At 42.0% G+C, this 20,944-nt stretch carries 17 protein-coding genes and 1 pseudogene; 11 read left to right on the top strand and 7 right to left on the bottom strand.

Annotated features, from left to right (window positions below):
• The first annotated feature begins 5 nt into the window (after positions 1-5).
• Positions 6-524, top strand: a complete 519-nt coding sequence (locus LC608_RS26525) for a DUF2085 domain-containing protein (protein WP_229556429.1) — start codon at positions 6-8, stop codon at positions 522-524.
• Positions 525-600: 76 nt separating this feature from the next.
• Here LC608_RS26525 and LC608_RS26520 read toward each other — a convergent pair whose 3' ends face one another.
• Both LC608_RS26520 and LC608_RS26515 read right to left on the bottom strand, forming a co-directional pair.
• A complete protein-coding gene (locus tag LC608_RS26520; protein ID WP_229556428.1) occupies positions 601-1,269 on the bottom strand; it encodes a hypothetical protein in 669 nt (222 codons plus the stop codon).
• Positions 1,270-1,477: 208 nt separating this feature from the next.
• Positions 1,478-2,350 carry an S-methyl-5'-thioadenosine phosphorylase gene (locus tag LC608_RS26515; protein WP_229556427.1) on the bottom strand — a complete coding sequence of 291 codons (873 nt, stop codon included), beginning with the start codon at positions 2,348-2,350 and terminating at the stop codon, positions 1,478-1,480.
• A 329-nt stretch (positions 2,351-2,679) separates the two neighbouring features.
• On the opposite strand from LC608_RS26515, the gene LC608_RS26510 reads away from it, so the two are divergent.
• A complete protein-coding gene (locus LC608_RS26510; RefSeq protein WP_229556426.1) occupies positions 2,680-3,804 on the top strand; it encodes a metallophosphoesterase in 1,125 nt (374 codons plus the stop codon).
• Positions 3,805-3,951: 147 nt separating this feature from the next.
• On the opposite strand, the gene LC608_RS26505 is transcribed toward LC608_RS26510, so the two are convergent.
• Complete coding sequence (locus LC608_RS26505) at positions 3,952-4,383, bottom strand: nucleoside deaminase (protein WP_100896992.1); 432 nt, start codon at positions 4,381-4,383, stop codon at positions 3,952-3,954.
• Positions 4,384-4,398: 15 nt separating this feature from the next.
• Here LC608_RS26505 and LC608_RS26500 point away from each other — a divergent pair, with 15 nt between their 5' ends.
• Positions 4,399-5,322, top strand: a complete 924-nt coding sequence (locus LC608_RS26500) for a nucleoside hydrolase (RefSeq protein ID WP_229556425.1) — start codon at positions 4,399-4,401, stop codon at positions 5,320-5,322.
• 157 nt (positions 5,323-5,479) lie between these two features.
• Here the strand turns inward: LC608_RS26500 and LC608_RS26495 are convergent, their stop codons facing one another.
• The 3 genes from LC608_RS26495 to LC608_RS26485 form a co-directional block, all read right to left on the bottom strand.
• Positions 5,480-5,815, bottom strand: a complete 336-nt coding sequence (locus tag LC608_RS26495) for a hypothetical protein (RefSeq protein ID WP_229556424.1) — start codon at positions 5,813-5,815, stop codon at positions 5,480-5,482.
• 6 nt (positions 5,816-5,821) lie between these two features.
• Complete coding sequence (locus LC608_RS26490) at positions 5,822-6,235, bottom strand: hypothetical protein (RefSeq protein WP_229556423.1); 414 nt, start codon at positions 6,233-6,235, stop codon at positions 5,822-5,824.
• Between the two features lie 192 nt (positions 6,236-6,427).
• Positions 6,428-6,979, bottom strand: a complete 552-nt coding sequence (locus LC608_RS26485; RefSeq protein WP_229556422.1) for an NUDIX hydrolase — start codon at positions 6,977-6,979, stop codon at positions 6,428-6,430.
• Between the two features lie 113 nt (positions 6,980-7,092).
• Here LC608_RS26485 and LC608_RS26480 point away from each other — a divergent pair, with 113 nt between their 5' ends.
• From LC608_RS26480 to LC608_RS26455, 6 genes and pseudogenes are all read left to right on the top strand, one after another.
• A complete protein-coding gene (locus LC608_RS26480) occupies positions 7,093-8,145 on the top strand; it encodes a dipeptide epimerase (RefSeq protein ID WP_229556421.1) in 1,053 nt (350 codons plus the stop codon).
• Entirely contained in the window at positions 8,129-9,175 is a 1,047-nt protein-coding gene (locus LC608_RS26475; RefSeq protein WP_229556420.1) for a DUF1611 domain-containing protein, read from the top strand. The genes LC608_RS26480 and LC608_RS26475 overlap by 17 nt, the downstream gene beginning before the upstream one ends.
• Before the next feature lie 223 nt (positions 9,176-9,398).
• Entirely contained in the window at positions 9,399-9,569 is a 171-nt protein-coding gene (gene psb34 / locus LC608_RS26470) for a photosystem II assembly protein Psb34 (protein ID WP_229556419.1), read from the top strand.
• 202 nt (positions 9,570-9,771) lie between these two features.
• Positions 9,772-10,497, top strand: a complete 726-nt coding sequence (locus LC608_RS26465) for a Uma2 family endonuclease (protein WP_229556418.1) — start codon at positions 9,772-9,774, stop codon at positions 10,495-10,497.
• Positions 10,498-10,579: 82 nt separating this feature from the next.
• A pseudogene (locus tag LC608_RS26460) lies at positions 10,580-10,786 on the top strand (peptidase M48 Ste24p); the annotation flags it as partial.
• Positions 10,787-10,953: 167 nt separating this feature from the next.
• A complete protein-coding gene (locus tag LC608_RS26455) occupies positions 10,954-11,730 on the top strand; it encodes a COP23 domain-containing protein (RefSeq protein WP_229556417.1) in 777 nt (258 codons plus the stop codon).
• 570 nt (positions 11,731-12,300) lie between these two features.
• Here LC608_RS26455 and LC608_RS26450 read toward each other — a convergent pair.
• Complete coding sequence (locus LC608_RS26450) at positions 12,301-13,611, bottom strand: calcium-binding protein (protein WP_229556416.1); 1,311 nt, start codon at positions 13,609-13,611, stop codon at positions 12,301-12,303.
• Positions 13,612-14,399: 788 nt separating this feature from the next.
• Here LC608_RS26450 and LC608_RS26445 point away from each other — a divergent pair.
• Entirely contained in the window at positions 14,400-14,609 is a 210-nt protein-coding gene (locus LC608_RS26445; protein WP_229556415.1) for a hypothetical protein, read from the top strand.
• 159 nt (positions 14,610-14,768) lie between these two features.
• On the top strand, positions 14,769-20,234 hold the full coding sequence (locus LC608_RS26440) for a phytase (RefSeq protein ID WP_229556414.1): 5,466 nt from the start codon (positions 14,769-14,771) through the stop codon (positions 20,232-20,234).
• The last annotated feature ends 710 nt before the right edge of the window (positions 20,235-20,944 follow it).

The following is a 20,944-nucleotide window of genomic DNA, read 5'->3' as shown; positions in this document are numbered from 1 at the left end:
GGGAGATGACAAGAGTAGCTTTCAGTGAAGAGTTCCAGGTTAATTGGGTTAGTTTGATTGCTGATTTCTTGTTGGTAGGGATGGTTTTTGGCCCGCCTATCGCTCCCTTTTTGGCTGCGTCTGGGGTGTGGTTGCTTCCTGGGATTGCGGACATCATTTATTTCATGGGTAATCATGTCTGTCCGCAACCAGATATGGGGTTAGATTTAGCACCACCGTTTATTATGGCTGTGTGTATGCGCTGCTACGGCACTGTCACGGGTTTGCTGATTACTCGTCTGTTGTATGGGGTAACTGGTGGTAAAGGTTTTTACTGGTTAAATCAGTATGGCTGGAGTGGTGTGGCGATCGCAACTGTGCTAATGATGGCTTATCCTTTGGAATTAGCAGCACAGATTTTCGGTTTATGGAGTTTTAATAACTATCTGGTTACGCCTTTTGGGTTAATTACAGGTTTGGCGTGGGGATTGTTTACTATGCCGATCTTGCACGGATGGCGAGGTGGTAAAACTAGCTTACGTTAATTGTAGAAACGTTGCATTGCAACGTCTCTACTGAACATTATTGGTATAGTTCCCTCTTTTTTAATGGGTTAGGGAATTAAGCCTTAACTGAATCGTATTGATTTACAGGACTAGGAGCTAATTTATGTTTACGTTTCCGTCGTAAACCTACACTTAAGGCTCCAAAAGTTAATGCACCCAATGCAAAATTAGGTTCGGGAACACTGGCAATAGTAGACTTATTCTCTACGCTATCGGAAGAGCCGCCAAACTCAGTTAAAAGCAATTGGTAGCTAAACAAACCGTCTGAATCACCAATAAATTGCAGAGGTGCTGAAAATTTCAGCACAGTGCCATCAAGGCTGTATGGTACTGAACCCCGAATCTTACCCCAACCTCCTGAATTTGGTTCCAATGGCCCAACTGAGAAGACATCACGTATCCGAATGTCACCTGCAACATTAATTTCTTCTCCGCGAATAATTGACTCAAGTTCACTATAGAATGGAGAACCTCTGAATATAGGGAATTCCCCATCTGCTTCAACATAGTATTGGAAAGAGTCGGCTTGTCTCCCGGCTTGATCAAGTGTGAAAAAGTCTGGCACTCTATTAAAATCTATAGTAAATAAAACTTCTTTGGCATCAAGATTTACCACGGCTGACTCTGATTCAACTAATAGTACTGCTTGCGCTATTTGCCCTGTGCCCAAGGCAATTAAAGCTGCACCAAGCATAGACACTGGGAACTTTTGTGCAAATGTCATATAAATTACCTTTTTAACCGTAGTATAACCTCAGAATAGTACAGCAACTAACATACTAATAAGAAGTTATTACAGTAATTTCACTGAAAATTTATGCTATTTTACAGAATTTTAACAAATATCGTACTACCTCAGAAAATGCGATGTTCTTCAAATTATGAAATTGGGGTTTCCAAGTCTTATAAATTCTGGATTCTGAATTCTTATATTACAAATACTTCTGCAACAATAACCCTAATTTTTCCTTCGTCGTCGCTGGTGCTTTATCTAACTGAGTCAAAATTGCATACTGTAACGCCGAATGCGCCTCACTCGGCGGTGGATTTTCACTCAACCGTCGCACAGTTTCTTGAATTACCTTTTGAGCATTCGCAGCATTTCGCAGCAAATTGCCAATTACCAATTCCACCGTCACACTGTCGTGATCTGGATGCCAACAATCATAATCTGTCACCAGCGCTAAAGTTGAGTATGCAATTTCGGCTTCCCTTGCCAACTTCGCCTCTGGTAAATTGGTCATTCCAATGATTGTTGCACCCCAACTGCGGTAAAGATTCGATTCCGCCTTGGTGGAAAAAGCCGGCCCTTCCATGCACACATAAGTGCCGCCGCGATGGAGAGTAACATCTGGTAAATTGAGAGATGCGATCGCATCTGCCAACACACTAGCCAAATTCTTACAAATCGGATCGCCAAAGGCAATGTGAGCAACAATTCCCTCACCGAAAAACGTTGAAATCCGATTTTTCGTTCTGTCAATAAACTGATCTGGAACCACCATATCCAGTGGTTTCGCCTCTTCCTTCAAGGAACCCACAGCACTAGCTGAAATTAAATACTCCACGCCCAATTGCTTCATCGCATAGATATTAGCGCGAAACGGTAACTCAGAGGGTAACAGCCTGTGATTGCGACCATGACGCGCTAAAAAAGCTACCCGTGTACCATCTAAGGTCCCCAGAATCAAAGCATCTGATGGTGAACCAAAAGGGGTTTGGACATGCACCTCTTCTATATCTTTGAGCGCGTCCATTTTATACAGACCACTGCCACCAATAATCCCAATACTAGCTTGAGCCATGATCCTGAACCTGTTCCTTGCTGATCTGCTAAGTTATTTTACCGAAAAGGTGAGTAGCAGAGCAGCCAACAAACAAAACGATTACATTTCGTGCCGCTAACAGTTTTGAGTTGTTACCCATTAATTGTTGGTTTACGCTAATTTATGATAATTTTTGCAGATTAATGGTTATATTCAACCTTGAAATTAATTGTCAGCATAGCGTGAAATCTATGCTCAATGTATACAAATATTAAGTAAATGCACTCCTAAGCAGCGAAACAAAGCAAGCGTTATACTTTTGGAAAAAGGCTTGTTTTAACCTCTGCTTTTAACATTTTCATAAATCAATGGCTCTCAATTTTCGCTTTGCAGTAGTCAGTGACTTACACCTGGCACTTCCTCACACAATCTGGGATCATCCCAATCGCTTCCATCTAGTAGAAGTCAGTATCTCGGCATTTAAAAGTGTACTAGAACATTTAACACAACTCGATTTAGATTTCTTGTTGTTGCCAGGAGATTTAACCCAGCACGGCGAACCAGAGAACCACGCCTGGTTGCAACAATGTTTAGCCCAGCTACCTTTTCCCGTGTATGTTGTTCCTGGCAATCATGACGTTCCTGTGCTGTTAGCTGATCAGCAATCAATTGCTTTTGCGGATTTTCCCTACTATTACACAAAGTATGGCTATGAAGATCCACAACAGATTTACTACATTCGTCAGTTATTGCCTGGAGTTAAGCTGATTGGACTAAATTCTAACTCCTTTAATGACCAAGGTGAGCAAGTGGGGTGTTTGGATGCCAAACAGCTATTGTGGTTAGAAGAGGTGCTGGCGGCATCTGTTGATGAATTAGTTCTGGTGATGGTGCATCATAATGTAGTGGAGCATTTGCCCAATCAATCGAGCCATCCACTAGCAAATCGCTATATGTTGTCCAATTCAGCAGAACTATTGCAGTTGCTAAGGCGCTACGGAGTCAAACTAGTATTTACAGGGCATTTGCACATTCAAGATATTGCTTACTCAGATGGAGTATATGATATTACCACTGGTTCTTTAGTGAGCTATCCTCACCCTTATCGGGTGCTAGAGTTTCATCGAGATAACCAAGGTAAAGAATCGTTGCAAATTATATCCCATCGGGTAGAGTCAGTGCCTGAGTTCCCCGACTTGCAACAGTCATCGCGGCAGTGGATGGGCGATCGCTCTTTCCCCTTCCTCATCAAGCTACTAACTCACTCTCCATTAAATTTACCATTATCACAGGCAAAAAAATTAGCTCCTAGTTTGCGCGAGTTCTGGGCAACTATTGCCGATGGTGATGCAGTATTAGATTACCCCCACTTTCCCCTAGAAGTGCGGCGTTACATTCAGTCCTATGGTGCATTGGCGCAGCCTAACCCAGCTATGGATAATAATGGAACTCCTACGCTGATTGATAATAACAGCACACTTTTGCTAGGTTAGGAGTGATGAGTGTCCGTGTGAAAGTAACTTTTTTGTCTGGGTTAAAAGCTTGGTGACTTTTGAGATAGCGATCGCTCTTACGCTATTCTCCGATAAAAACTCACCAAGACGCGGGCAACTCTTGTACAGACGCGATTAATCGCGTCTCTAATTACCGATATCTTCATTCCAAAGTTCGGGGTTAGTTTCAATAAACTCACTCATCATTTGTTCACAATCGTCAAGATTAAGATCAATTACTTCCACACCGTGAGATACCATAAATTCTTTAGCACCAGGAAAAGTTCTGGATTCTCCAACAATGACTTTCTTGATGCCAAATTGTACCACTGCCCCAGCGCACAGGTAACACGGCATTAAAGTTGAATAGAGTGTAGTACCTCTGTAGCTGCCAACTCTCCCAGCATTACGGAGACAATCGATTTCCGCGTGGGTGACAGGATCTGCATCTTGCACACGTTTATTGTGTCCTCTACCAAGAATTTTGCCATCCTTGACGAGAACCGAACCAATGGGAATTCCGCCTTCTTGTCTGCCTTGTTTTGCTTCTTGAATAGCAGCTTCCATAAACTCATCCATATTAATTCTCCTTTTATGACAAAACAACTAGTATTAATGGATCACGATGGCGGCGTAGATGATTATTTAGCAACTATGCTGCTGTTGACAATGGAGCATATTGAACTCCTTGGTGTTGTCGTCACTCCAGCAGATTGCTACATTCAACCTGCTGTTAGCGCCACACGTAAAATTATAGATTTGATGGGATTTTCTCATATCCCGGTAGCAGAAAGTACTGTGCGTGGTATCAATCCATTTCCTACTCTCTATCGCCGTGATTCGTTTATCGTTGACCATCTCCCCATTCTCAATCAAAGTGAAACCATCACTACGCCTTTGGTTGCCGAAACAGGTCAAGATTTCATGATCAAGGTGTTGCGGGAGGCATCAGACCCCGTAACGTTGATGGTAACTGGGCCGTTGACCACGGTTGCAGTGGCTTTAGATAAAGCACCAGACATTGAAGCCAAGATTCACAAAATTGTGTGGATGGGGGGTGCGTTGAATGTTGGTGGTAATGTGGAAAAAAGTCTGGAAGCGGGACAAGATGGTTCCGCCGAGTGGAATGTTTATTGGGATGCGGTTTCAGCTGCGCGGGTATGGCAAACGCAAATTGAAATTATTATGTGTCCTTTGGATTTGACTAACAATGTCCCAGTTACATCGGAGTTAGTATACAAAATGGGACGACAACGCCACTATCCCATCTCTGATTTAGCCGGACAATGTTATGCACTAGTTATCCCCCAAGATTATTATTTTTGGGATGTCTTAGCAACAGCTTATTTGGGACATCCAGAATTTTATCAATTGCGCGAATGGGAAACAGAAATTATCACCACTGGTCTTAGTCAAGGGCGTACTAAAGTGCTTTCTGGTGGTCGTAAAATATATGCAATGGATAAGGTAGATAAAGATGTTTTTTATGATTATATTTTGCAGCAATGGGCAAGATAAAAAACTAAAAAACTAACTGAAGTGGATACTTAAACTCGCCACCAAAAACTAACGACCAAGCTCACCGGACGCAGACAGCCTCTGCACCTCAACTCACCATATTGGGACATTCCGGTGCAAAAATTTGTTTAGGTACCGTACTATTTAATACTGAAAATTACTCATAGCGTGCCTTTTTAGATTTAATCACCTCAATTACATCATCGTGTCTTTGCCCTGCGATAATATCCTTAAGATGAATTTGCCCATTAGCGTATTGAACGTGGATGCGCCAACCTGAGACTTTATCAATATCAGCACGATAAATTGCCTGCTTCACACCTTTTACTTTGTGCAGCCTCGTTTTTGGAAATTTTCTTGTTCTGTGACACTCGTTATCTTCAAGCTCTGCCAAGGCTTCAAGAAAAGCAATCTTTAGCTCGTCATCTGGCAAAATCTTCATGGCTTGATAAATAATGCCGTATTCATCACACAGAGTAAGGGTTTGTGCCATAAACCATTACGAGATCCGGGCAGTTTCTTGATTTTGGTGAAGTAATCCTTGATACAAAGACTCTGCCACACCTTTATATGCTTTATCTAGCTCATCGTGTTTAACCACTCGAAAAAGAGTAAAAATAACTTGCCCAAAAATTGGATCTTCGTCAACTGTCAAAATCACCCTTAGTTTCTGCGAAACCCTTAGCGTGTACAGCGAAGATTCATAGCCATTAATATCTGATGGTAGGGGAAGACGACGCAACTTACGATAAACGTCAGCTTTTTGAGTTGGGAAGAGGCTGGCGCAATCATTAATTTTTTGAATCGCTGCGGCTTTCTCATCTTCACTCAGCCTGCCAAGATCCTTTTCAAAGCTTCTTATTGACTCAATTAGAACATCCACGTTACGAACCGCTAATCTTAATTTAGTCACTTGCCCTCTGTCCTTAGCATAGTAACAGTTATATACAGAAAAATTCTGTATATCATCTTTACAAGGACATTATATGGAAACTTTATTAATAATATTCTATGCCAAAACTCCCAAAAAATATGCTTTAAAAGCTTCAAAATATAATTCGTATCAAGTATTTTTTTACAAAACCGAAGAGAGATACCAGGATTATTAATAATTAATAAAGTTTAAACCTAAGAAGAGAGCCGCAATAGTTCCCGCCACAGAAATTTCACCTTGGACAATTTTGTTTAAAACTGATTTTACGGGAATTAATACAACTTCAATCTCTTCTGTAATATCTAGTTGCTGCTCTCCAACTTTGCTCACATTCTCTGCTAAAAATAAATGTATTTGATTAGTATCTTTACTCGGCTTATCGTATAAAATTCCGATTTTTCTAAATTCTTCAGGAATATAACCAGTTTCTTCTGTCAGTTCTCTAATTGCTGCTACTTCTGCACTCTCTTTTGTTGGGTCAAAATTACCTGCTGGCAGTTCTAAGAAAAATTCACCTACGGCATGTCTGTATTGCCGGACAAAAATTATCTCTTTGCTACTAGTAATAGGTAAAACCATCGCAACGTCAGGCTTAATACTGACAAAATAATCATCTATAATTTTACCATTCGGTAATTCTATTTCATCCTGCCTCACCTGACACCAAGGATGATCTAAAACCATTTTTGATTTTAAAATCTTCCATTTTTTTAATTTATTCATAAAGAAAAATAATAGTTATTAAGCAATGAATGTAAAAAAGTATAACAGAGATATCCAATAATCTAAACTTTGAACTTACACTGGCTTTGCATAATATAATATGTATAACCAGTATGCAAATAAATATAAAGTTATTTACAGTAAAAAAAAGGTTTCCGTTGACTATTAGTCGGGGTACAACGGCACAGACAACTAATGTATGGGTGAGAATTTCACAAGATGGGATCGAAGGCTGGGGGGAAGCATCACCATTCGGTGTGGGTAATCATCGACAATCAACTGATACAATCAAAGACGCCCTACAGCAAGTTGTGCCACTGTTGCAAGCATTCAGCCCCTTACAGCGACAGGAAATTGAGCGAGTTTTAACACAAAACCAGGTTCCTTCTGCTGCTAAAGCTGCCTTGGATATCGCAATGCACGACTGGTTGGGTAAGCGCGTAGGATTACCCTTGTGGCAAATTTGGGGACTCGATCGCAACCAAATAGTACCGACTTCTGTCACAATTGGGATTAATTCACCAGAAGGAGCCAAGGCTAGAGCGCGAGACTGGTTACAATTTACTGATGTCCGCCTTTTCAAGGTGAAGCTAGGTAGTCCAGATGGTATAGATGCAGATAAAAAAATGCTATTAGCAGTGCAAGAAGAAGCACCATTACTAGAATTTTTCGTTGATGCCAACGGGGGTTGGAGCTTGGAAGATGCGATCGCAATGTGCAATTGGCTAGCTAATTTAGGTATAAAATATGTAGAACAGCCATTGCCACGGGGAGAAGAAAAAAGTTTAGCAAAACTCAAAGAACACTCTCCCCTGCCCATATTTGTCGATGAAAGTTGTTTCACAAGCTCCGATATTCCCCACTTGGCAAACTACGTAGATGGTATTAATATCAAACTGATGAAATCAGGGGGACTAACCGAAGCAATGCGAATGGTACATACAGCGCGAGCATATCGGTTGCAAGTAATGTTTGGTTGCTATTCTGACAGTTCGCTAGCTAATACAGCAGCATTACAGCTAGCGCCACTAGCTGATTATCTAGATTTAGACAGTCACCTCAATTTAATCGATGATCCCTTTACGGGTGCATTGCTAAAAGAAGGAAAAGTTTTGCCAAACGATTTACCAGGTTTGGGGGTACAACACAGTGCGACTACCACTTAATCAACGAGTAGCTATCTTGCTACATGAAGGAATTACTGGGCATCACGGCAAAACAGGGCTAGCAATTTTACGTTACAGTGAAGCCCCAATCGTAGCCGTAATCGATCGCGAGTGTGCTGGCAAATCCCTACCAGAATTAACTAATATCAAACGTGATGTCCCAATAGTAGCATCTGTAGCCGCAGCCCTTGAATACAAGCCAGAAATCTTGGTAATAGGCATTGCTCCAGGAGGTGGTGCTTTACCAGATGATTACTGGCTGGAAATCAAAGACGCTCTAAAAGCTGGAATGTCCCTGGTAAATGGTTTACATACACCAATGGCAAACATACCAGAGTTAAATGCACTGCTAAAACCAGGGCAAGTAATTTGGGATGTACGCAAAGAGCCGCCTAATATAACTGTTGCTAGTGGAATGGCACGCACCCTTTCCTGTCGGCGGGTTTTGACAGTGGGAACTGACATGGCGATCGGTAAAATGTCAACTAGTCTAGAGTTACATTGGGCATCAAAACAGCGAGGTTGGCGTTCTAAATTCCTCGCCACCGGTCAAACTGGAGTGATGTTAGAAGGGGACGGCGTGGCTTTAGATGCTGTGCGGGTAGACTTTGCCGCCGGTGCTGTGGAACAGATAGTTATGCGCTATGGCAAAAACCACGACATTTTGCACATTGAAGGACAAGGTTCACTGCTACACCCTGGTTCAACGGCAACCTTACCCCTAATCCGTGGTTCGCAACCAACCCAACTGCTGTTAGCACATCGCGCGGGACAAGTTCATGTACGTAATCATCCCCATGTACTAATTCCACCTTTACCAGAAGTGATTCGGCTTTATGAAACTGTTGCTAGTGCCGGTGGTGCTTTTGGAAGTGTTCCTGTAGTAGGTATAGCGCTGAACACAGCCCATCTAGATGAATCTGCGGCAGAGGAAAGCATCGCTCAAACAATAGCAGAAACTGGGCTACCTTGCACAGATGTAGTCCGCTTTGATGCCAATGTGCTATTGGATGCGGTGATGAAGAATTAGATGTAGATTTTACTTCATCCACGCTCTACCCTTTTATTTTGCGATTTAAAAAATTGCGTAATATTATGACGCTTTCGGCGGCTGGAGCAGCTTCGCCTAAATCTCCTATGCCTGATAAGCAACTTTTATTAATACCATCAGACTTTTTTTGTCAAGTCCTCTTGACGTTTTGTAACAATATTGTTAAATTTAGTTACATAAGTAAATAAAAAAGAGAAAAATTATGTATACCACAATAAACGAAGACGGCATTATCAATAACTACGCAGCTGAACCCAAGATGTACTACGCCGAGTACCCGGCAATTTGGGAACAACGTAAATATGTTTTACAGGCTCTTTTTGCGACTTTAATTGTCACAACTATAGTTTTGGTTGGTTTTACCGTTAGCTAAGATTTTTTAGATTTCGGTATCGCTATATCTCATTGTCATTCGTACCTCTCTCTCTTACCTCGGTTAGTTTCGCCGGGGTTTTTTGTGTTTTAATTTTGTGTGTTGGCTTTAACCGTCGTAGGCATCGCATCACAAACGGCGACGTTGTAAAATAACTGCGATCGCCCATAAAATAAAGACAAATCAATAAAAAGGGGTGTTTATGACAACCCAACTCGGTGAAACCAAATCTTCAACAGAACTGGTAATATCTTGGGAAGCGTTGCCCGCAGATTTTCACCTAAAGGATGAACCAGTGGAAAATACAGGTCAGCCACTATTAGCTGGTGCTTTGCGCGAAAGCCTTGAGATAAGTGGTTTCATCCAACCGCAGATGTTGATAGCCTCGAATTTTGGACTTTGTGCAACGATAAACGGGCAATTTGTTGCTAAAGCACCCGGCTGGGTTTATGTACCATCGGTAAATCAAGTTTTAGGAGAACGCAAAAGCTATACACCCAATTTAGACGGGGATATTCCGGCAATTGTGATGGAATTTCTATCTGATGCTGAGGGTGGAGAATACTCTTTTAAGCGAACTTATCCACCAGGAAAATGGTTTTTTTATGAGCAGATTCTTCAAGTTCCAATTTACGTGATTTTTGACCCAAATGGCGGTTTGTTAGAATTTTACCAACTCGAAAATAGCCGCTACGAGTTAAAGCAACCTGATGAAAATGGTCGTCATTGGATTGATTCAATGGGTTTATTTCTGGGAACTTGGCAAGGAACAAAAGAAGCTAGAACTGGTTACTGGTTGCGGTGGTGGGATGAGGCAGGTAATTTGTTCCTTTGGGCGGTAGAGCAAATTGAACAGGAACGCCAGCAAAAAGAACGCCTAATTGCCTATTTACAATCTCAAGGTATTGATCCAAATAATTTGCTTTAGCATATATAGACAAAATTTTCAAGTATTTTCCTGGCTTAGTTTAAGCATAAAAGTGCTGGGGTGCGTCAGCCCCTTTGGGGATTCTTCGCTGTATCCAGATCAACCAGAATTAATTAAAGCTAGAATTACAGCTCTAGCTGATGATAAAAAATGGATGGAAGCGTCTTTAGCGGCGCGTCAATTTGCTATTCTCAACCCGAAAAATCTCCAAGCGCCTGAGTTTACAAAACTAGCAGAAGAAAATCTGAACCGTTACAAAACTTATACACAAAGAGAAATTAGAGGCAATGTCAAAGGAGTAGGGCGTCATCTAGAAATTAAAGCACGGGTGAAAAAGCTACTCGAAGAGAAAAAAGCAACAGAGGAAAAAAAATAGCCTTTTTGATGAATCAAAACATAGAATTATTCGTCAATTAAACTATCAATTCCCCACCTATTTCTACTGGAGGATGATTTATGTCATCACAACTGCTTCGATTGATATCTTTGGGTAGTCTTGGCTTATCTTTGTGTCTGGGCAATTCCGTAGCAATGGCGCAATATGACTCTACTGGCGATGGCGTTGTCGTACCAACAGTACCATCAGGTGGGTCATCAGTACCAATAGACACATCAACAGGTATACCACCTTCACCCTCAGCTGACGGTACAACTCGGTTTACGTGTCAGACTTACAATGGTCAGTACACCGTTATGTATCAGCCACAAAGTCAACCAGGGCAATACTTTGCTTGGGCTGCGCCTGCGACTTTGGGCGGTGGTTGGGATGCACAAAGGCGTTGTACAGCAATTGCCAGTCGTTTAGAACTTTATCGCCCAGATGGCTTACAAGAACTCCAGACATCTGTAGAAAATAACGAAAATATTGTCTGCGTCACAACAGAAGCCAACCCAACCTGTAGAATTGTACTGACAGTACCTCCTGGGAAAGATCCTGTTGTTATCCGCAATAGTATTTTTCAGAACTTGACTACTGCTGATAGCGGACAACAGACTATAGCCGTTAACACTTATGGCGATCGCAGTCGTGGAGGCAACGAATTATATAATTTAGGACGTACACTTCTAGGCAGTGGCAATAATCGGGTTAGTTCGTCTAGAAGTGGGATTAATCTGAAACCTTTCCTTGATCGCAAAGATGGAGGTACCGCGAGAAATCTCCGCAATGGAGTAGCAATTCGTCGTCAGTCTCAGCCTAACTCTGTTCGCTTAAATCCTGTTAAGTTCCGCTAATATTTCAATTACTTAACAGATAAGAGCAATTTTGCCAAACCCACAAGATATAGTTTTTTCTGTCACCGAAATACTGAATTATATTAAGGTGGGCTATTACCCACCTTAAATAATATCCAGTGAAAACCTTATCATTAAGACCGCAGGGGAACAAGAGCTTAAAAGTATTATCGTAGATCTGAACTATTTAGCAATAAAACTATCAATTTCGGAGTCCCTTTACATCCTTCAAGATGGCATGACCCCGGTTAATATTGCTCAGAGAATGTTTGAAAAGTATTGGTCGAATATAATTCGCCACTAGAGAAACGAAGTCCAGCTCTGTGGACTAACGAAAAATCGATATCAATATTTTTAACTCACGCAGGCCGTTTTTGCCTGTATAGCCAGGACTTCTAGTTACCCGATGAGTAATAAATTAGACTTTTCAAACATCCTATAAGGCAGTTAAATCCGCCGCGCCCGTCGCAGCGAATTTAACTGTCTTCTCGGTTCAATTTTGGAGATACTTATTAGCTAATGCTTTTTCATGCCGCAAATGTGCAACGCCGCAGATAAACAGCTTTGTTTTTAGACAAATATCAAGTCATTAACAAGATTGAAACTACTATTGAGAGATGCAATCACCTCATCAGTCCCAAAGTTAAATTGACCATTACCATTGCCTACCAGAGCAATAAAGTTACTCGAACCTTGGTTAAAGAAGGAATAGTCACTTCTGTTACCGGCTAGTTGAATTTTGTCTTCACCAGAGACAAAATCTTTGATGATAGCTAAGTCTTCGATACCAGAATTGCGATAAAGAACATTACCCTTTTCTCCCAGAACAAATGTATCCTGAGCAGCACCTCCGGATAAAGTGTCTCGACCGCCAAAACCATTGATTATGTTATTTAACTTGTTACCAATAATCGTGTCGTTTTGTTTTGTAGCAATGACATTGACAAAATTTTTGACAGTGCCAATGCTATTAACAACCCCTGAAATACTAACCTCAGTCAACGATTCCTTAGATAAGTCAACATTTACAGAAACAGGACTTTCTAGACTTGAAGCATTAATGGTATTGGCAAAACCAACATCTCCTATAACTATCTCAATTACAGTCGGAACGACTTCCCGATCAGTGCCGAGATTTCCTTTTTCGATGCGATCAGGGAAAAAAGTAATTGCTTGACCCAAACCAGTGTAATCAAGCGTATCAATGCCATCTCCTCCATCATAGATGTCATTGCCAGCGCTACCGCCTAAGAAATCATTACCACTGCCACCGATAAGTATGTTATTTAGTTCGTTACCAATGATTGTGTCATTTTGATTACTACCAATGACATTGACAAAGTTTTTAATGGTAATCGCTCTAGGAACATCAAGAATATCAAATCTTTCTGCATCCAAGTCGATTAGAGACGCTAAATCTGTACCAGAAATATCGATAACATTTATAAAACCTGGATCAGCAATGATGATCTCTGTACTAGGAGGCTCTGAAGGTCGATCGCTACCAAGACCACCACCCTTTTCTGTACGATCGGCAAAAAGAGTAATTACTTGACCTAAACCAGTGTAATCAAGCGTATCAATGCCATCCCCACCACTGATAATGTCATTACCAGCACTGCCAAATATTACGTCGTCTCCCTTTTCTCCAAACAGGTTATCATTTCCACTGCCACCAAACAGGTTATCGTTTCCACTGCCACCAAACAGGTTATCGTTTCCACTGCTGCCAAACAGGTTATCATTTCCTTCGTCACCGTATAGGTTATCATTGCCTTCATAACCGAACAGATTATCATCGCCCTTGCGACCAAGGAGATTATCATTTCCACTACCGCCCAACAGGTTGTCAGAAAAAGGAGTACCAATTTGTGTGCTCATGATTTATTTTCTCGTTTGATTTACTCAAAATTTAATTTAGCTACGATTAACTTGCGTTGGCAAAGACCCAATCCAACTCTTTTCGATGTTATTTACTCAGTTTTCTTTCCTATTCACGACAAAATTGATGTTTCAGGCTTTCCCAAAATTGCGATAGCATAGTTCGCCGTAAGGTATGCTTGCGGCGGGCTATCCTATCGAATTCACTAGTTCAAACGAACTAGTTAAAGTAAATAAAAAGGGAAATGAAAAGTTGCCTTTAAAAGTCAAAATTATTGCCAGATATAGGTTTCAAAGAATTAAAGTAGATGTAAAAGTGATGGAAGCACAGTTAGTAAATTCACTTTGGATCTTTACAAGCACTGAAAGAAACCGAGTTTTTATCCTCAATTTTGAATGATGCACTAATGTTCTATATCTTACAATATCAACAAAATAGTTTGCTGGAACAAATTTATATATAAAAGTTTTAAGATGTGTTTTAACTAAGGAATTTTCAGATTAATTAAAAGGGCTGAACAGCTTGAAACTGAGTTAGAGAAAGACATACTATAGGGTCAACGATAAAATAGCCATTTCTAAGTTTTACCGACTGCGCTATCCGTTCAGGCTATATGACTGAAAATAATTGCTGTGGAACAAAAGCATCGTAAAACCTGCAATTATTTTTGTCTTAACCTCTTGATAGCTGTTCCTTAATCTAAGTGGAATAGTTTAATGTGGGAGGTTTGAGAACTTCTTAGTCTCCAGTAATTAGAAAGTGTGACATTGGTATCTAAGCTTCTGCCTTGGGAAACGAAACTACTGGCCTCAGCTTTGGTTTTGAAGACTTACATCCAGCTTTCAATGCGATATTTAGTAACCTGCGATTCCTCTGTGGACATGGCGATCGCTTTTGGACTGTTACGAAGTGCAGACAAGTTTGGATAATTGCTAAGGCGATAAGGCGATCGTTTGCCTCACGCAGAGATGCCCACTCCCCAACACCATTCAGTTAAGTCCAAAATTCTTGGTAGAGACGCGAAATTGCACTGGGCTTCATCCCGTACTAACGCGTTTCTACAGGGCAAAAATCTTTAATCCAACAGTATTGCCCCATTCCGCACTCCCATTTTTCAAAGCAGTCTCATGTTTGAAATCTACCTGAGAATTAAACTATGATCACTACAAGCACAATTCGCTTTTCCCAGTTCAATGCTTCCCTGAATCGGAACGCTGAAGGTCAGTTAGTAAGTGATTTGTCTAACCCTGACAATGTTCAGGCCAAGGCGGTTGCAGAAATCATCCAACGTAATAACCCGGATGTGCTGCTAATTAACGAGTTTGACTACTCCCCGGAGGCAGTTCAACTATTTCGGCAAAATTACTTATCCGTTAGCCAGAATGGTGCAACTCCCGTTGACTACCCCTACTTCTACATCGCTCCTTGCAATACGGGTATTGCCTCTGGTTTTGACTTAAATAACAATGGCACAGCAGTTACAACCCCAGGCGAACCGGGATATGGCGATGATGCCTTCGGATTCGGGAATTTCCCCGGTCAATTTGGGATGTTGCTGTTGTCCAAATATCCTATTGACACTGCCAACATCCGCACATTTCAAAACTTCCTCTGGAAGGATATGCCCAATGCTTTGCTTCCCGATGATCCGATAACAGTACAGGCAAATGATTGGTATTCTGACGAGGAACTGGAAGTTTTACGTCTCTCCTCCAAGAGCCATTGGGATGTACCCATCCAAGTAAATGGCGAGACAATTCATGTCCTTGCCAGCCACCCTACACCTCCAACCTTTGATGGGCCGGAAGACCGCAACGGCAAGCGCAACCACGACGAGATCCGCTTTTGGGCAGACTATATTACTCCTGGTAAAGGTAATTACATCTACGATGATGAGGGGAAAACGGGCGGGATTGCTGCTGGTTCAAGCTTTTTAATTGTGGGCGATCAAAATGCCGATCCGTTAGATGGTGATAGTTTTGACAACGCTATTCGCCAACTGTTGCAAAATCCCAATATCAATACTAATGTCATTCCTACTAGTCTGGGTGCGCCCCAACAAGCAGATTTGCAGGATGGTGCAAACGCTAGCCAAAATGGTAATCCTAGCTTTGACACCGCAGACTTTGCTGATACGGCTCCCGGAAACCTGCGGACTGACTATGTTCTACCCTCTGCTGACTTGACAATTGCCAATTCAGGAGTATTTTGGTCGCTGAATACCGACCCGACATTTCCTTTGGTAGGTACTTTTCCCTTCCCCAGTTCTGACCATCGTTTGGTGTTTGCAGATGTGCAAACTGGGCCAAATGAACCAGGTAAAACCATTCCCAATGTAGAATTTCTCGGAGAAACTACCTTCGTCACTGGCTTTATTCCTGCTGGTGCTGCGGGAAGTGTGAATGGTACACCTACCCCATTAGGAGGATTGTCGGGTGTTACCTATGATGTTCTTAATAACCGCTATTACGCTATTTCAGACGATCGCTCCCAAGTTGCCCCAGCCCGTTTTTATACCTTCGCTGCCGATTCGGAAATTACTTTTACCAATGTTACTCCTCTCAAAGATACCAACGGCAACTTTTTTGCAATCAACAGCCTCGACCCAGAAGGTATTGCTTTAACTAATAATGATACTGTTTTCATTTCTTCCGAGGGAGAAGTTAACCCTGCTGCTGGTCGTGTTAGCAATCCCTTTATTAAAGAGTTTTCGCTGACTACGGGGCAAGAAGTGGCATCGTTACTCGTCCCCGGTAAATTCCTACCAGTAGTTGAGGATACCAATAGCAACGGTATTGTAGATGCAGGTGACACGCAGACATCAGGTGTTTACAATAATTTGGGATTTGAAAGCCTCACCATCACACCCGACCAGAAAACCCTATTCACCGCTACCGAAAATGCGCTTTCTCAAGATGGATTAAAGGCTTCGCTCACCAGTGGCAGCCCTTCCCGGATTCTGCAATACAATCTGGTTAGTGGACAACCAGAAAAAGAATATCTTTATATTACGGATGCGATTGCTCAAGCATCTAACCCTAGCACAGGTTCTGCTGACAATGGTTTGACAGATTTACTAGCAATAGATAATCGTGGCACATTATTGGCATTAGAACGCTCCTTTGCCCAAGGTGTAGGCAACACCATCAAAATCTACGAAGTTTCTTTGCAAGGTGCAACTGATATTAGTTTCTACGATTCTCTCAATAATTTGAGTGCTGAACAACTAGCTACTATCAAACCCGCTCAAAAACGTCTGCTGTTGAATTTAAATGACTTAAACTTGCCTAACGGTACAGATAACATTGAGGGTATTACCTTTGGGCCAAAACTAGCAGATGGTAGCCAGTCGATTGTGCTGGTAAGTGATAACAACTTCAATCAAAGCCAATTTACCCAAATTCTCACGTTAGATGCAGACTTAGTTCCTACTGTTGCACCCACAGTAGAAACCCGCCCTGATTTATTTGACGATGAAACACTCCCAGTTGATCAACGGGCTGATGCTGATGATCCTGCTATCTATGTTAATGCCACAAATTCTGCCGATAGTTTAGTACTAACCTCAGTTAAAAATGCTGGATTGCGGGTTTATGACTTATCTGGTAATTTGTTGCAAACAGTTAATCCGGGTGGCATTCGCTACAACAATATTGACTTGCAATACGGTTTTAAATTAGGCAATCAATCTGTTGATATTGCCGTAGCTAGCGATCGCGGTAATGATAAACTAGCAATCTTCAAAATTAACCCCAACTCTACTACTCCCGGTAATTACCTCGAAGACATCACCGACAGCAATATTGGAACCCTTTTCCAAGGGTTACCTTTTGCAGAACCTTATTCCTCATCTTCTCGCAGTGCTTACGGGCTTACCCTATACCGCAGTCCAATCACCAATGATTATTATGTCTTTGCCAATCGCCGAGAAACCGGAGATGTTGCTCAGTTTAAACTGATTGACAAAGGTAATGGCAAAATTGGGGCTGAACGAGTGCGAGAATTTACCGTACCGACAATTAGCAATGGCTTCGCCAACGCCAAGGGCGAACGCGATCCGCAAACAGAGGGTATGGTAGTAGACCAGGAAACTGGTTTCCTCTACATCGGCCAGGAAAATGTCGGTATTTGGAAGTTCCAAGCAGAACCAAACGGTGGCACAACTGGCAAGCTAATTGATCAAGTCAGAGATTTGGGTGGTAATTATCTCACCAATGACGTAGAAGGACTGACCATTTATTACGGCAAAAATGGCACAGGCTACTTATTAGCATCTAGCCAAGGCGACAACACCTTTGTTGCTTACACTCGTGAAGGTAACAACGAATACGTGGGTAATTTTGCCGTTGGTATCAATGGGGTCATTGACAGCGTACAAGAGTCAGACGGTGCAGATGTGATTAATGTGCCACTTGGGGCTAACTTTCCATTTGGTTTATTTGTCACTCAAGATGGCTCCAATGAACCTGCCAAGATAGTTAGCGATGAAGGTGAAGAAGAAAATATTAGTTCTAACTTCAAGTTTGTACCTTGGGAAAATATTGCCAATGCCTTCCCTAATTCTCTAACTATTGACACCACTAGTTATGATCCACGCAATCCTGTTGCTCAACCCAAGTTAACTATTTATGAATTTGACAACTTACCCAAGTTAGGAACAACCTCTGAAAATCAAGATATTTTCTTAGGCGGTTTTTCTGGGTTGTATTTTCAAGGGTTTGCAGCAAATGGGAATCTGAAGTTTGTCACCCACACAGACCGGGGCCCCAATGGAGAACCTGAGGGTTCAAACAGACCATTTTTCTTACCCGATTTCCAGCCAGAAATAGTCAGTTTTGAACTCAACCGCAGCACAGGTGAAATCAATATTACTAAGAGAACGGGGCTATTTTGCCAAGATGGGACAACACCATTAACCGGATTGCCTAATTTGCAAGCTGGGGCAAATGGTTTGGCTTACACTGATGAAATTGCTGTTGACTTAGACAACAATATTCTAGCTAACGATCCTTTGGGTGCTGACTTAGAAGGTATTGTAATTGCGGAAAATGGAGACTATTGGATGGTAGATGAATACCGTCCGGCAATTTACCACTTTGACGTTAATGGTAAACTAATTGACCGCTTTATTCCTCAAGGAACTGCCACTGCACCCAACCCAGATCAACCACTGGGAACTTTTGGAACTGAGGTATTACCATTCGTTTATGCCCAACGCCGCAATAACCGGGGATTTGAAGCTGTAGCTCTCGAAGGTAATAAATTATACGCTTTTATCCAAAGTCCAATTGACAATCCAGATGTCGCCAATGATGCGACCTCTAAAGCTTCTCTAAACCTGCGAATTCTAGAGTTTGATATTGTCACCAAGCAGGTAAAAGGAGAGTATTTATATCGCCTAGAAGGTTTACCGGCAACTGACAAAATTGGCGATGCAGTATCTTTAGGTAACGGCAAATTTGCAGTAGTTGAGCGAGATGACAATGGTACATCTGCTGGCAATAAACTAATTTACCAAATTGATTTAGCCGGGGCAACCAACATCAATAACCCTGCTAACTTTACCTTGCTAGATGGTAAAACTATTGAACAACTTACCTCTGCGGAGTTAGTTGCTGCCAATATTACCCCTGTCACCAAAAGCCTAATCGCTAATGCTGCTCAGTTGGGTTACACGGGGGTGGAAAAATTAGAAGGTCTGGCACTGGTAGCACCCAACACTCTAGCTTTGATTAACGACAACGACTTTAACATTACAGGTAATACGGCTGCTGAAAAACTCGGTATTCTCGAACTACCCAATAATCTGACAATACAGCCTACTTTCCCGAACGGTTTTGGTTCTAGCAACAGCGATACTGTCAATTTTCAGCCAGGACAATTCTTTAGTGCAGGTGACGGAGCAGACTTTGTAGAAGGCGCTCAAGGTAACACAATCATAGCTGGAAACGGTGATGACACAGTGCTTGCAGGGAGTGACTCTTCAGTTTCCGGGAATGACGGTAATGAGCAGATATTTATTGGTCAAAATAGCCCGGCTCAAAAGACCAGTGCCGATGGTGGCAATGGTGATGATTTGATTGTCGTGCTGGAAGCCAGTGGTAGTAATAATTTGTTTGGGGCAGCAGGTGATGATCGTCTCACAGTAATTGAAGGTTCTCGCCAATCATTATTCGGTGGCTCAGGCAATGATACCCTTAGTAGTGGCGGTAGCAATAACCGTCTCTACGGTGGTTCTGGAGATGACAAACTCTTCTCTAATGTCAATGACTCCCTATGTGGTGGCGATGGTGATGATGTGCTATTTGCTGGTCAACAGGGTAGCGATCCCTACGGGGGGCTGCGCCAACGCCTGAGTGGTGGTGCTGGTATTGATCAATTCTGGATTGCTAATGGTAGTCTGCCAACTAGCAAGAGCATAGTGACTGATTTTACAGTCGGGATTGACAAAATCGGGCTTGGTGGTGTTAGCGTAACTCAATTTAGTGGGCTAACACTGTCGCAACAGGGTAGTAACACTTTAGTAAAAATCGGAAATACAGAGTTAGTTTCATTGCTAGGAATTATCTCAACGAGCCTAACTGCAAATGATTTCGTTTTCTCTGCTAGCGTCTTGGCTTAGTTTGTTGCCTAGTGTTATCCCAATCCTAAATCATTCGTGAACAACGAGATACCTGACTTCTTAAAGAAGTCGGGTATCTAAACATTTCATTAGTTGCAAAGATTTACACAAATGGTCAAAAGAGGCAGGGGAGCAGGGGGCAGGGAGCAAGGGAGAAAGCTGAGACGGAGCTTGTTACTCCGCCCCAGCAAGAGCGCCCTTTATGGCGGGGCTTTATACCCATGTTCCGCTCTGCTCCACGGCAACTCTTGGAGACGCTGCGCGAACGGGTAGGGCTTGCTCCCCCTGCTCCCAGCTAAGAGCCCCTCCGCTTCTTGGTAAGGCAATACACTTGGGTTAAGAGAATAGTAGGTTGGGTTGAGCGTAAGCGTTACTCAAACGCCACTTGCTTTAAGTCGGGAAACCGCAAGGGCGCAGTAGCTCCCCAACTTACGCCTAATTTATCTGTAAAAATTTAAACGTTTGCAACAAATACTCTTCCATGTATAAGAAAGGCTTAAGTATTTCTTGCAAATGTATAAGTCGTTGCAGCAATTGCTTAATACTTTGCAACAAATACTCTTCCATGTATAAGAAAGGCTTAAGTATTTCTTGCAAATATATAAGTCGTTGCAGCAATTGCTCAATACTTTGCAACAAATACTCTTCCATGTATAAGAAACCTTTAAATCATTGCAACAATTGTTGTAATGAACTTATGAATTGATTTG

This window comes from Nostoc sp. XA010 (assembly GCF_020829625.1).
GTDB lineage: Bacteria > Cyanobacteriota > Cyanobacteriia > Cyanobacteriales > Nostocaceae > Nostoc.
The sequence above is the reverse complement of the archived record's forward strand: the minus strand, read 5'-3'. Positions and strand labels throughout refer to the sequence as shown.

Coding starts and splice junctions, on each gene's coding strand:
- LC608_RS26525 (WP_229556429.1), top strand. CDS start 6: ATGACAAGAGTAGCTTTCAGTGAAGAGTTCCAGGTTAATTGGGTTAGT.
- LC608_RS26520 (WP_229556428.1), bottom strand. CDS start 1,269: ATGACATTTGCACAAAAGTTCCCAGTGTCTATGCTTGGTGCAGCTTTA.
- LC608_RS26515 (WP_229556427.1), bottom strand. CDS start 2,350: ATGGCTCAAGCTAGTATTGGGATTATTGGTGGCAGTGGTCTGTATAAA.
- LC608_RS26510 (WP_229556426.1), top strand. CDS start 2,680: ATGGCTCTCAATTTTCGCTTTGCAGTAGTCAGTGACTTACACCTGGCA.
- LC608_RS26505 (WP_100896992.1), bottom strand. CDS start 4,383: ATGGATGAGTTTATGGAAGCTGCTATTCAAGAAGCAAAACAAGGCAGA.
- LC608_RS26500 (WP_229556425.1), top strand. CDS start 4,399: ATGACAAAACAACTAGTATTAATGGATCACGATGGCGGCGTAGATGAT.
- LC608_RS26495 (WP_229556424.1), bottom strand. CDS start 5,815: ATGGCACAAACCCTTACTCTGTGTGATGAATACGGCATTATTTATCAA.
- LC608_RS26485 (WP_229556422.1), bottom strand. CDS start 6,979: ATGAATAAATTAAAAAAATGGAAGATTTTAAAATCAAAAATGGTTTTA.
- LC608_RS26480 (WP_229556421.1), top strand. CDS start 7,093: ATGCAAATAAATATAAAGTTATTTACAGTAAAAAAAAGGTTTCCGTTG.
- psb34 (WP_229556419.1), top strand. CDS start 9,399: ATGTATACCACAATAAACGAAGACGGCATTATCAATAACTACGCAGCT.
- LC608_RS26465 (WP_229556418.1), top strand. CDS start 9,772: ATGACAACCCAACTCGGTGAAACCAAATCTTCAACAGAACTGGTAATA.
- LC608_RS26455 (WP_229556417.1), top strand. CDS start 10,954: ATGTCATCACAACTGCTTCGATTGATATCTTTGGGTAGTCTTGGCTTA.
- LC608_RS26450 (WP_229556416.1), bottom strand. CDS start 13,611: ATGAGCACACAAATTGGTACTCCTTTTTCTGACAACCTGTTGGGCGGT.
- LC608_RS26440 (WP_229556414.1), top strand. CDS start 14,769: ATGATCACTACAAGCACAATTCGCTTTTCCCAGTTCAATGCTTCCCTG.